We start from the raw sequence: 12,014 nt of genomic DNA, 5'->3' as shown, positions 1-12,014 counted from the left end.
TCTTTTTTTTGTGCCTATGGTGAATTCGACTCTCAAGTTTTGAAGGAGGATCGAATGAAGCTCATAGAGATTTTTAAATGCGGGAAGTTCAAGGACATGAACGGCAAGGTGATTGATTTCTCCGAGGCCGATCTTGTCGAATGTGCTTCTTGCTATGATCCCGCTCTGCACGAATCCCCTTTGGTTAAGGGGCATCCCAAACATGATGATCCGGCATACGGCTGGGTTAAGTCCCTGTCTTTTTCCGAAGGTTCACTGCTGGTTGAGCCTGCTCAGGTCGAACCGGCTTTTGCTGAATCCGTTGAAGCCGGTCGCTATAAAAAGATTTCGGCCAGCTTCTACTTACCCAACTCTGAAAACAACCCCGTTCCCGGTTCTTACTACCTGCGCCATGTCGGTTTTCTCGGCGGGCAGGTTCCGGCTGTGAAAGGGCTTAAGCCCGTTGAGTTCGCCGGGAGCGATGAGGATTGCGTAACCGTTGAGTTCGGCGAAGAGCTTACCGTTGCCCGCATTCTCCGCAGTCTGCGTGAATTCTTTGTTGAAAAGTTCGGGAAAGAGGAGGCGGACAGGGCCATGTCTTCTTGGGATGTGGATTGGGTGCAGGAACAGGCAGCGCGTGAAGAAGGCAGGGCTGAATTCAGTGAAGATAAACCCTCAACCCCGGATGACTCCGGGCAGGGAGAAGAAGAAATGAAAAAGAAAGGCAAGCCGGATGATTCCGGTGCTGAAGATCAGGCTGCCAATGCTCCTGACAATCAGTCCGAGATTGATGCCCTGAAAAAACAGAACGCCGAATTCGCAGAGCAGTTCCGCCGCCGCGATGCCAAGGACGAAGTGAAAGGTTTGGTTGATGCCGGGCAACTGACCCCTGCCATAGCTGAAGGTCTTGTCGATTTCATGGCCGGGCTGGATACGGATGGCACTACCATCGTTGAATTCGGTGAAGGTGATGACCAGAAGAAACTTTCCCCGCGTGAATTCATGTCCGATTTCTTGAAGCGTCTGCCCCAGCAAGTTGACTTCGGCGAGCAGTCCAAAGGTTCTGAAGACGATGAAAACCCCGGCGGCATGACTGCGGAAGAAGTCGCAAATGAAGCCGTGTCCTACCGTGAATCAATGAATTCAAGAGGCGTGGTGCTGTCTGTTACCGAAGCAGTAGAAGCCGTCAAGGCCGGTAAACACATGGGAGGCAGCAATGGCTAATCCCGGATTTACCAAGACCCTCACCGCCGAAGGCGTGATCAATCCTTACCGTATTGTCGGCCACGGCAGCAACGACCTCACTGTTGTGCAGGCTTCCGCTGCAACTGATGCCCTTATGGGCGTAACTTCCGAATTCGGCGCAGACGCTGCCGGGGAACGTGTTGATGTAACTATGGGTGATCTTCCCGATGTCCAATACGGCGGCACAGTTCTGCGCGGCGATCCGCTGACCAGTGACGCGGAAGGCAAGGCCATCAAGGCCACAGTCAGTGGTTCCCGGATTATCGGCTACGCATATGTTTCAGCCGTGGCTGACGACATCGCACCCTACCAGCATGCTCTTGGTGTGCTGCCTTAAGGAGTAAAAATAATGAAAAGCAGAATGCCGGTTGATCCGACTTTAACTTCCATCGCCATTGCATGGCGCAACCCGGACGGCTCACTCATCGCTGATGAAGTAATGTTTCGTTGCAGCCCCATTCCGACAATGGAATTCAAATACCTTGAATACGACATCGTCGAAGGTATCAGGGTTCCTGAAACTGCTGTGGGCCGTAAAGGTAAGGTCAACGAAGTTGATTTTCAGGCTGAAGAGAAAGACGGATCTACCAAGGACTATGGTCTGGACGATCTTATTCCGCAGACTGACCTTGATGCCGCCAAGTCTCGTAAGATCAACCTTCAGGGCGATTCGGTGGAATACATCATGGGGCTGGTTGAGCTCGATCGGGAAATCCGTGTGGCCAGTGTTGTTCAGGACCCCAACAATTACAACGCGAACAATGTCGAATCCTTGTCCGGCTCCGATATGTTTACCGATCCGGCCAGTAAGCCTCTTGAAATATTAACGGATGCTCTTGAATCCATGTTTATCCGTGGCAACACCCTGACTATGGGACAGGGGGTATGGAGCAAGATTCGTCGTCATCCCAATGTACTTAAATCCTTTTACCCTAACGGCGGCGGAGGTTCCATTACCCGCAAACAGCTTTGCGAGGAGCTGGAAATTGATCGCCTCCTCGTAGGTAGCAGTTTTGTGAACAATGCCCGTAAAGGACAGGCTGCCAACCCCGTCCGCACATGGGGTAATTCTGTCGCATTTCATTATCAGGACCGTACTGCCAGCAACAAGCGCGGCATGACATGGGGTTTGACCGTCCCCTTTGGTAAGCCTGTAGCAATGCAGGAATATGATTCCTCCATAGGTCTGCGTGGAGGTGTTCGTGTCCGTGCCGGTGAGTCTGTTTCGGAGAAGGTGCTGGCAAAAGACGCTGGCTACCTCATTGAGAACGTCATCTAGGGGGGATCATGTCTGAAATTGAAATAAAAACTTATGAGTGTCTGCGTAAAGTCCGTCATAACGGCAAGCAGTACAAAGCCGGTGATCTTATTGAGCTGGATGAAGAGTCCGCTGACATCCTTCTTGAACTGGGAAGCATTGAAGGGACAACCCGCCAACTTAATAAGCCTGTAAATGAATCCACTGGTTCCACGGACGAAACCGATGATCTGCATAAGTCCATTCTCAAGGTCATTCCCGATCTGGACAAGGACGCAGACTTTACTCAGGCCGGTACTCCCAAAGTCGCTTCTGTTTCAAAGCTGCTCGGCATGGATGTTTCCTCTGACGACATCCACCTTGCATGGGCCGAATATCAGTCCAAGGACGCCGAATAAATGTACGCCACCCCTGCCGATGTCAAAGACCGCTACGGCGAAGACGAGCTGTGGGCCATGGTCGGTGAAGATGAAAACGGTGAGTTGAATGTCGCCGTCATCACCAAGGTCCTTAACGATGCGGGTAGTGAAATCAATGTCTACCTGCGCAGGCGGTACGAGCTGCCACTGGAAAGCGTGGATGATATGCTTGTCCGCATTTGCGCGGACCTTGCTGTCTCCAATCTGCCCGTCAATGCAATGGGTGAGTCTGAGCTGGTGACAGAGCGGGCCAAGGAAGCCCGGAAGCTCCTTGCCAAGATCAGCAACGGGACCGTCCTGCTGGATGTGGACGAAAACAAAAACGAATCAACCCCCGGCAATATGCTCACTTACAATGAGCCGTCTCCGTTCGGGGATTTAAACGGGTTTTAAACGATGGGTGGAGCAATCATAACTGTTGATCTGGACACAGAGGTTGTCAAGGCAAGGCTGAACCGTCTTGCCGAGGTCGTGTCCGACCTGACTCCGCTAATGGAGCAGATAGGTATGTCCATGGTTGCTTCCACCCAGAACCGTTTTGAAACCAGCACAGCCCCTGACGGCAGCAAGTGGCTGGATTCTCCCTCGGATCAGCCGCTTTTGCGTGATAGACATCTGCAAGACTCCATCACTTACGAAGCAAAGTCTGACCGTGTCGATGTCGGCAGCAACATGATTTACGCAGCCGTCCACCAGTTCGGGGCCATCATCAAACCCAAGAATGCCAAGGCCCTGTGTTTTCAGGCTGGCGAGGGAATGGTGGTTGTGAAACAGGTTGAAGTTCCGGCCCGGCCTTATCTGGGTATGGATGACGATGACGAACAGGACATCGACCAGATTACAGAAGAATTTCTTAGCTACGCACTGGAAGGATAGGACCATGACTGAAGTTAATGAACTTGTACCTGACGAAATTAACGACTTTTTAGAACTCGTTGCAGATACGTTTAAAAAAGAATTTTCCGTCCTAAAATCCAGTGAGGTCCATTGCGGACGTTTCACCATTGAGGATTTGGCGCAGGAAGCCATGCGCGGTCCTGCTTTCCGCGTAGCTCTCTTTGAATTTAATCCCGTTGCCGACAGCAGCGGAACAACCGACTTGCACATGTCTATCAGTATCGCAGTTATTACCGGGGACAGTGCCAGAACTAAAAAGACTAGATTTCAGGCTGCTAACAGTTTGGTCAATGCTCTGGGTAAATTTCTGCCGGAGCATCAATTTGCCGAAAACGCATTCCCGGTAACAGATGTTCATGGACGCAATCTCTATTCCGGCAAACTACGCAGTAAAAAGGTTCAGCTATGGGAAGTCACATTTAAACAGGTTCTGCGGGTCGGTGAATATATGTGGCAACCGGAAGACGGCGTAACCCTTAAATCCATCTTCCTCGGCCAAGCCCCCAACATCGGCGCAGCGCACAAAGACGATTACACCGAAATTATAAGCGGAAGTGAGGACAGCGAATAATGGTGGGCTACGCAGATTTATCCAGAGCCTATGCCGATATTAGCCGCAGATTGGAAAACACCCTGCGCATCGGCAAGATTTGCGAGGCTGATTACGGAAATGCCCGTCTTCGGGTCAAATCTGGTGACGTGACAACCGGCTGGCTGCCGTGGATCACAACCCGCGCTGGCAACGATATTTCATGGTGGGCACCTGAATTGGGCGAACAGGTAATGGTGCTTTCACCCGGCGGTGATCTGGCTCAGGGAGTCGTTCTGCCTGCAATTTATCAGACTGCCTCCCCGGCCTGCGCGGACCGTCCGACTCTTGACCGTCACGTTTATGAGGACGGAGCAATTATCGAATACGATAAAGCCGCCCATCGGCTCTATGGATATGTGCCTGGCTCCGCACTCCTTGAATGTGACCACGATATTGAAGCCATTGCCGGTCACGATATTTTTGTCGGATCGCTTGAAGGCAACATTGATGTGGTTGCCAACAAAGGACAGGTCACGGTTAAGGCTCTGACCGACAACATCAATGTGATTGCCGAGAAAGGCAACATCAACATGACCGCCACCGAAGGCAAGATTACGGCGCGGGCCAAGGATGACATAGCCCTTGAGAGTGATTCCAAGGTCAAGCTGGCCGCCCCCGTTTTGGAGCTGGACGGAATTATTAACAATGGCCTCGGCCAGCATGGCGGTGGCGGTGAAATCAGGGGCAAGATTGATCACTATGACGGCGATCTGGTCCAGCATAACTGCGATACTATTTCAAAAGGTGTGTCCAATGCACACCACACCCATAACGAGAATGGGGATGTAACCAATGAACCCAACGGAGCAACAGATGGAAGTTGAAACTAAAGAATACAACGTAATTGTGCGTTTTCGTGAGCATGGGAAGGGCTGGCATGAAGCCAGTGAAGTTGTGGAAATGACTGAACCCGAAGCACGTTACCTGAAACTGAGTGGTCATGTGGAAGTGAAAAAGGAAACTTCCACTAAGACTTCCAAAGCTAAGGCCGAGGCTGAGGGTTAATCATGCAGGGCGTGTGTGCGAATACGGGTAAGCCTCTTTCCGGCTATGCCCATCTCCATCAGTCCATCCGGGACATCCTGACTACTCCCATTAATACGCGTGTGATGCGCCGGGAGTACGGTAGTGATGTGCCTGATCTGATTGACGCGCCCATGAATGATGACACCCTAATTGATGTATTTGCGGCTGTGGCCGTGGCTCTTGACCGCTGGGAACCGCGTTTCAGGCTGGAGCAGATATTCGTAACTGCTGCCGAGCCGGGCCATTGGGAACTGGCTGTGGAAGGTGAATACTTGCCGGATGGCAAAACAATTCGGCTTGAGAGGATAGTGCTGTGAGTGAAAAATCCGGTTTCAGCCGCATTGACCTCGCCAAGCTTCCCGCTCCTCAAGTTGTTGAAGAGCTGGACTTTGAAACCATCTTTCAGCGCAAGCTTGCTAAGTTTAAAAAGGATTACCCTGAATATTCATCTATTGTTGAGTCTGATCCTATTTACAAAATTCTGGAGGAAGCGGCTTACGATGAGATGCACCTCCGGCAGGAGTTCAATGACCGGGCAAAATCTTTGATGCTGGCTTACGCATTCGGCCCTGATCTTGATCATCTTGCCGCGCTGGTTCCGATTGAACGCAAGATTGTTGATCCCGGTGATCCTGAAGCCGAGCCACCCATTCCGCCGACAGAGGAAAGTAATGATGAATTTCGTGCCAGAACCCAACTGGCCCCTGAAGGTTTTTCTGTTGCCGGTCCGGGAGAGGGCTACAGATTCCACGCATTAAAAGCAGCTGAGGTGAAAGACGCACGATCCCGGCGCACGGCTCCGGGCTGCATTGAACTGGCTGTGCTGGGGCGCAATGGAAACGGAACTCCCGTGGCTGAGACAATTACCAAAGTTGAAAACATATTTTCTGACCGGACAGTTCGCCCGCAGGGTGATCTGCTGACGGTCCGGGCTGCTGAGATCAGAGAGTACGAGATTAACGCCGTACTGACTGTCGCTAATGGTCCGTCCGATGCTGTGGTTGCGGCGGCTGCTGAAGAATACGCGCAGGAATATGCAGATAATGCCCACCAGATTGCAGGCCGGGTAACTCTTTCCGGGATCAATGCCGCATTGACTGTTGCGGGTGTCGTTGATGTCCAGATGTCCAAGCCGGTTGAGAGCATTGTCTGTGAAGAATGGCAGGCTCCGTTTTGTACGGCCATTAACGTTCAGGTGGTGCAGTTATGAGTAAAAGCTTGTTACCCCCGAATGCCTCCCAGCTTGAGCGGGCTGCGTCTGATGCAGCCCGGATTGATGATCTGGATCTTAAGCCGGTTAGCAATCTTTGGAATCCGTGGGAATGCCATTTTTCCGTGTTGCCCTATCTAGCGTGGGCTTTGTCTGTTGATGTTTGGGACGAGGATTGGCCGGAAAAGGTGAAACGGCAGGTCATTGCTAAAAGTATTGCCTTGCATTGGATAAAAGGCACACCCGGCGCGGTAGAACTGATGTGTGCAGCCCTTGATTATGATGTGCGGGTTTTGGAATGGCACGAGTATGACGGAAGCCATGACCGCTATAAGCTTCAGATCAAGGAGCGTATGACTACTCAAGACTATGAAAACATAGTCACAGCTGATCACGTAGCCAAACGCCAGAGCCAAGAGCGTGACGCAATTCAAATTCGACAGCAGCGCGAAGGAACCATCTACATGGGTGGCATTGTTTACCGGGGCCGCCGTAGCACGATTTATCCTCATTTTGAGCTGACCGGCTCAGAGGGCAGCATGAATTTCATCGGCGCGATCCGCTTTGCCCGCCGCCGTAAAGTATACCCGGCAGAGTGTAAGCCGATTACACCGGAACCGACCACATTATACATGGGTGGCGTTATGCGTATCTCCCGCCGCCGTAGTTTAAGGAGCGTTTAAATGGATTCTAAAGGAATAATCCTTACGAAGCGTGGTGACGACCTTATGAAACGCGCCCTCACCGGGACGCTGATTCAGTTTTCACACGTTGAATACGGCACGGGTGTTTATCCCGAAGATGTCAAATTTGAAGAGCTGGAAAGCCTAGTTGATTCCAAGCTGACCCTGCCTATTCAGGAGATTAAAAACGATAATGATGGGACTGCGGTTTTGACCGTTGCGTTCACTAACAGCGGCTTGGCAGAGGGATTCTCCCACACTGAAACCGGAATATATGCCGATGATCCCATACATGGCAAAATTCTCTATGCCGTGCACTATGCCTCTGCTGGTGGCTACATCCCTCCCGGCGGTTCTGCATACATTGTTGAGGACGTAATTGACTATATGCTGGTGGTGGGCCGAAATGTAAACGTGGCAGCTACTATCAACAACATGGTTGTGCTGGCTACCAAGGTGGACATTGACGACCACAACACCGACCCCAAAGCTCACGATAATCTTTTTGACCGCCTTGCCGCTCCCCAGCCTCTGATGCTTGCCCCGGCAACCGGCACGAATGATGTGGGGGCAACGCCGCTGCTGCGTTGTTCTCCGCACGCGACCATCCTCAAGGGGCCTGAACATTACGCCACCCGCTGGCTGGTGGCTGAGGCGGCTGATACAGAGTTCTTAAATCCGATCCATGATTCTGGTCCTCTGGCCACTGCGCTGACCCTGTATGAATTGCCGGGGGGAATTGTGACCGAGGGGAATCAATTTCGCTCGACATGCGAACAGTATGTTTCCGGCGGGTTAATCAGTGACCGCGCAGAAGCAACACTATGGACCACACGCTCCGATTTTGTCTATGTAAAACGCCCTTCAATTACTGCACCGCTGGCAGGAGCTACCAATGTACAGGAAAGACCTGATTTATCCCTGTCAGGCTTTGCGGTAGTTGGCGGAGCAGACACTCATGTCGCCGATCAGTACCAGATAAAGAATGATACCGGCGATGTGATCTGGACTTCATCAGAACTTTCTCCCGGTGTCTCATACAAGCTGCTGGCTGGCCTGCTCAAGATCAGCAGAGACTATGAGGTTGAAGGTCGCCAGCGTGGCGAGGTTTTGGGGTGGTCCGAATGGTCCGTCGGGGCCGGGATCAGGACTGCGGCGGCATTTATCGTAACTGACGAAGCCGCATACATCGGGCAGACATGGCTGGAGTATGTACAGGCCAGTGCTGCCGGAGTTGCGCTTAATCATGGTGCAATTCTCCGCAGTAATCCTGTGCTGCAAGGGCAGTATGAGGCTAATTGGGTCGCATTTGCTGTTCGTGTTGTCGTTCGCGGTACCGGGTTGGAACTGTTGTCAGGTACAAAAGTGGATGAGCTGGAAACTCCTGATTACATAGCCGTTGGCGATACAGTTTTAACTGAACATGGCAGCGGTGTGGTTGAATCCGTTACCGAGACAGACACCTCCGGGGTGGTTGATTTTTTTGGTGATAGCAGTGGCGTTGATGTCTGGAATTTTAATGACAGCCTGATTTCTCAGGAAAATAGAAACATTATCCAGGCCGCAGGATTAGTTGGCTATGAGGATATGAAAATTGGCAAGGGTGTTGTCTTGAATGATTCTCTGGCAACTTCGTTTAGCCCATTTCAAACCGCAGCAAACAATCTTTTTTCATTTAGTTGGTTCATGCCGAACATTGTCGATGCGAACTCATCGATGAACTACATGACTGATTCTCAGGGCGACCACATGTCGTATTCCCGAGTATATGACAGTACTGTTGAATGGGTAACCCGGTTTTCCGGTTCCACTATTAATATTCCGCGTCCTGATCCTGCTGATTTTCCCTTTTTACATCTGGCGTTGATAATCACAAACAACAAAGTATCTCGCTATATCAATGGCAGTCTGATTGGTGAGGCGGTTGTTGATTTCACCAGCCAAACAGTCCGCATCATGGGGCCGGAATCAAATACCGGATCGCGCAATCTTCGGATGGATCAACTGCGCTGGTTTAATCGCGCTCTGACCGTTGAAGAGATTGGTCAGCTGATGCAGGAGACGGGCATAATCCGGCGAGCAACAATTCCTGCCCTCTCTGGTGTGCCTAGCCGTGCGCATATCCTCCCCAAGATTGCTGTTGCCACCGGTGCTGCCAACGCATCTTTTGTCGAGGGCGATTATGCTGCGGTAGCGATTGAATCGGCGACACTTGTTACTGACGATGATCCGACTAACCCGCAGGCTGTCGTTATCGATACTGCCAAGGTTACTCCGGCGGCATTTCGCCAGATTGCCGTGCAAGTAGAACCGCCTGAAGGAAGCGAAACCCGCGCTAACGAAGTAGTTATAAATCTGGATAAGGAGGGATCATAATGCTGGACACTCTCAAAAAGAATCTTCCTGAAGCTGCCGCGCTTATCTTTGACTATGCACGGCGCAACCCGGATATGACCGTTGTTCATGAAGGGAAGGCCTACAAGATCAGTGTGAGGCTGGTCGATCCCAATATGATCGGCGATCCTACACATGCAGAACTGGAGGCAGCGGAGCAGGCCATGGCCGATGCCAGCTCTGTTGAGGAGCAACTGGCAGCACAAGGACAAATGATTAACGTTTTACGAACTGTGGTTATTGGCCGCAAGGAGGAATAGGTATGTCGACTGACTTCCTGCACGGTTGCGAAACCGTTGAAATCAACAATGGAACCAGACCGATTAAGGTGGTTAAGTCCTCCGTTATCGGTCTGATAGGCACCGCACCGGATGCGGATAACACTGTTTTTCCTGAAAATGAGCCGGTACTAATTCCCGGTAATCAGCTTAAAGCCGCCAAGCTCGGCAGCACCGGAACCCTGAAAGACGGTATTGACGGTGTGTTCGATCAGAACGGCGCAATGGTTGTTGTGGTCAGGGTTCCTGAAGGAGCTGACGAAGCTGCAACCCTTTCCAATATTGTAGGCAGCGGCGCAAACGCCACCGGTGTTCATGCTTTCCTCGGCTCTCAGTCACACGTTCATGTAACTCCTAAAGTGATGATTGCTCCGGGTTTTACTTCTCAGCGTGTAGACAACGCCGCCAACCCGGTAGTGTCTGAGCTGCTCGGAATTTCGGACAAGCTCCGCGCCGTGACCATTGCGGACGGTCCTAATACCACTGATGCCGAGGCTATTGCTTATCGCGATGATTGGGGCAGCCCCCGTGTTTACGTGGTCGATCCGGCGGTTCTTGTTTGGGATACAACCTTGAATAAACCCGTAAGTAAGCCGGTCAGCTCCCGTGTTGCAGGGGTCATTTCCAAGCTGAACTATTGGGAATCGCCCTCCAACCATACCCTTAATGGCGTTGTCGGTTTGTCTCGCGCGGTTGATTTCAACTTGTCCGACTCCAACAGCACGGCGAACTATCTCAACGAAAATGAAGTGGCAACCGTGATCCACCGTGAAGGCTACCGCCTCTGGGGTAACCGCAACTGCGCTACTGATCCGCTCTGGGCGTTCCTGTCCGTGCGCCGGGCGCATGACATGATTTACGAATCCATTGAGGAAGCATTTCTCTGGGCAATGGATAAGCCTTTTAGCGCACAGCTCATTCTGGATATTCAGGGTAGCGTAAACGCTTTTCTGCGCCACCAGAAAGCAATTGGAGCAACCCTCGGCGGCAAGTGCTGGCTTGACCCGGAACTTAACACCAAGGAAACCCTCATGGCCGGTCAGCTTTACCTTGATTTTGACAACGAAGCTCCGGCACCGCTTGAGCGTCTGACCTTCAGGGCACACAGAAACAACGGCTACTATGACGAGCTGGTTAATCAGGTTCTGGCCGCATAAGGAGTGAAACAATGGCAGCTACTACACTTCCGAGGAAGTTAAAAAAATTCACAGCGTGGGTGGACGGTACCGGATACTTGGGAAAAGTACAGGAACTTGAACCTCCTAAACTGGCACTCAAAACTGAAGAGTACCGCGCTGGCGGCATGGATGCGCCCGTTGAAATCGACATGGGCATGGAAAAGCTTGAAGCCAATGCCACCTTTGCCGAGTACAGCCCGGAACTGTTTGAGAAGTTCGGCGTACTTGAAAAAGATGATATCCCGATCACATTTCGTGGGGCTATCAGAGCTGGTGGAAATGATGCCGATGCAGTGATTCTTGAAATGCGCGGGAAGGTCAAAGAGCTGGATTCTGGAACGTGGAAAGCCGGTGATGATTCAACCCTCAAGGTAGGAATAACTCTCACCTACTACAAAGTAACCATTGCCGGTGATGAAACGATTGAAATCGACACTGTAAATATAATCCGTACTATTGGCGGTGTGGATCAGCTTGCCAGTGAGCGTGACGCGCTGGGTATTTAATAGCTGTTTAAATGGAGATTCAAAATGAATAGCACTGAGATAACACTTTATTACCCTGTTGAAATTGACGGTGTAGAAATCAAAATCCTTAACTATCGCCGTCCTAAAGGCACGGACCTTTTGAAAATTGAAGGCAAAGGTAAAAGCCCGCTGGAGAATGACTTTCTCCTGTTTGCTCAACAGTGCGATGTTCCTGTCTCTTTAATTGAAGGGCTGGACGCAGTGGACATCAATCAGTTGCAGGATGAATACGCGAGGATACCGGCCCCTTTGTCCGATACCTCTATGCCCGAACAGCAAAGCAACTAGGGCAGTCTCTCTCGGAAGTATTAAAATTCACTTTGCCTGA

17 protein-coding genes are annotated in these 12,014 nt (G+C 51.3%); all 17 read left to right on the top strand.

The annotated features are described in order from the left end of the window. The first annotated feature begins 54 nt into the window (after positions 1-54). Genes ACNI23_RS10165 through ACNI23_RS10085 form a run of 17 tightly spaced genes read left to right on the top strand, consistent with a single transcriptional unit; the run spans position 55 to position 11,974 of the window. Entirely contained in the window at positions 55-1,203 is a 1,149-nt protein-coding gene (locus ACNI23_RS10165; protein WP_420248424.1) for a hypothetical protein, read from the top strand. After that, positions 1,196-1,561: a capsid cement protein gene (locus ACNI23_RS10160; protein WP_420248422.1), complete on the top strand. Its 366-nt coding sequence runs from the start codon at positions 1,196-1,198 to the stop codon at positions 1,559-1,561. Before ACNI23_RS10165 ends, ACNI23_RS10160 begins: the two co-directional genes overlap by 8 nt. A gap of 12 nt (positions 1,562-1,573) precedes the next feature. Next, entirely contained in the window at positions 1,574-2,503 is a 930-nt protein-coding gene (locus tag ACNI23_RS10155) for a hypothetical protein (protein ID WP_420248420.1), read from the top strand. A gap of 8 nt (positions 2,504-2,511) precedes the next feature. Next, positions 2,512-2,880 carry a DUF7210 family protein gene (locus ACNI23_RS10150; RefSeq protein ID WP_420248419.1) on the top strand — a complete coding sequence of 123 codons (369 nt, stop codon included), beginning with the start codon at positions 2,512-2,514 and terminating at the stop codon, positions 2,878-2,880. Then, positions 2,881-3,294, top strand: a complete 414-nt coding sequence (locus ACNI23_RS10145; RefSeq protein WP_420248417.1) for a gp436 family protein — start codon at positions 2,881-2,883, stop codon at positions 3,292-3,294. Positions 3,295-3,297: 3 nt separating this feature from the next. Then, positions 3,298-3,777 carry a phage virion morphogenesis protein gene (locus ACNI23_RS10140; RefSeq protein ID WP_420248416.1) on the top strand — a complete coding sequence of 160 codons (480 nt, stop codon included), beginning with the start codon at positions 3,298-3,300 and terminating at the stop codon, positions 3,775-3,777. A 4-nt stretch (positions 3,778-3,781) separates the two neighbouring features. Next, complete coding sequence (locus ACNI23_RS10135) at positions 3,782-4,369, top strand: hypothetical protein (RefSeq protein ID WP_420248414.1); 588 nt, start codon at positions 3,782-3,784, stop codon at positions 4,367-4,369. Then, positions 4,369-5,214: a phage baseplate assembly protein V gene (locus tag ACNI23_RS10130; RefSeq protein WP_420248412.1), complete on the top strand. Its 846-nt coding sequence runs from the start codon at positions 4,369-4,371 to the stop codon at positions 5,212-5,214. Before ACNI23_RS10135 ends, ACNI23_RS10130 begins: the two co-directional genes overlap by 1 nt. Then, a complete protein-coding gene (locus tag ACNI23_RS10125) occupies positions 5,204-5,395 on the top strand; it encodes a hypothetical protein (protein WP_420248410.1) in 192 nt (63 codons plus the stop codon). Before ACNI23_RS10130 ends, ACNI23_RS10125 begins: the two co-directional genes overlap by 11 nt. Positions 5,396-5,397: 2 nt before the next feature. Continuing rightward, positions 5,398-5,733, top strand: coding sequence for a GPW/gp25 family protein (locus ACNI23_RS10120; RefSeq protein WP_420248408.1), 336 nt, complete (start codon positions 5,398-5,400; stop codon positions 5,731-5,733). Then, positions 5,730-6,626, top strand: a complete 897-nt coding sequence (locus ACNI23_RS10115) for a baseplate assembly protein (protein ID WP_420248406.1) — start codon at positions 5,730-5,732, stop codon at positions 6,624-6,626. Before ACNI23_RS10120 ends, ACNI23_RS10115 begins: the two co-directional genes overlap by 4 nt. Beyond that, the gene (locus ACNI23_RS10110; protein ID WP_420248404.1) at positions 6,623-7,309 is read left to right on the top strand and encodes a phage tail protein I; all 687 of its coding nucleotides are present in this window, start codon (positions 6,623-6,625) and stop codon (positions 7,307-7,309) included. Before ACNI23_RS10115 ends, ACNI23_RS10110 begins: the two co-directional genes overlap by 4 nt. Further along, on the top strand, positions 7,310-9,685 hold the full coding sequence (locus ACNI23_RS10105; RefSeq protein WP_420248403.1) for a LamG-like jellyroll fold domain-containing protein: 2,376 nt from the start codon (positions 7,310-7,312) through the stop codon (positions 9,683-9,685). Continuing rightward, positions 9,685-9,963, top strand: a complete 279-nt coding sequence (locus ACNI23_RS10100; RefSeq protein WP_420248401.1) for a hypothetical protein — start codon at positions 9,685-9,687, stop codon at positions 9,961-9,963. The genes ACNI23_RS10105 and ACNI23_RS10100 overlap by 1 nt, the downstream gene beginning before the upstream one ends. A gap of 2 nt (positions 9,964-9,965) precedes the next feature. Beyond that, a complete protein-coding gene (locus ACNI23_RS10095) occupies positions 9,966-11,138 on the top strand; it encodes a phage tail sheath subtilisin-like domain-containing protein (protein WP_420248399.1) in 1,173 nt (390 codons plus the stop codon). An 11-nt stretch (positions 11,139-11,149) separates the two neighbouring features. Next, positions 11,150-11,665, top strand: coding sequence for a phage major tail tube protein (locus tag ACNI23_RS10090; RefSeq protein ID WP_420248397.1), 516 nt, complete (start codon positions 11,150-11,152; stop codon positions 11,663-11,665). Positions 11,666-11,689: 24 nt separating this feature from the next. Continuing rightward, a complete protein-coding gene (locus ACNI23_RS10085) occupies positions 11,690-11,974 on the top strand; it encodes a phage tail assembly protein (protein WP_420248396.1) in 285 nt (94 codons plus the stop codon). Positions 11,975-12,014: the final 40 nt, after the last annotated feature.

Origin of the sequence: Maridesulfovibrio pacificus (SeqCode) (assembly GCF_048612815.1) — a bacterium.
GTDB classification, from domain to species: Bacteria; Desulfobacterota; Desulfovibrionia; order Desulfovibrionales; family Desulfovibrionaceae; genus Maridesulfovibrio; species Maridesulfovibrio pacificus.
This window is presented reverse-complemented; position numbering and strand designations above follow the sequence as displayed.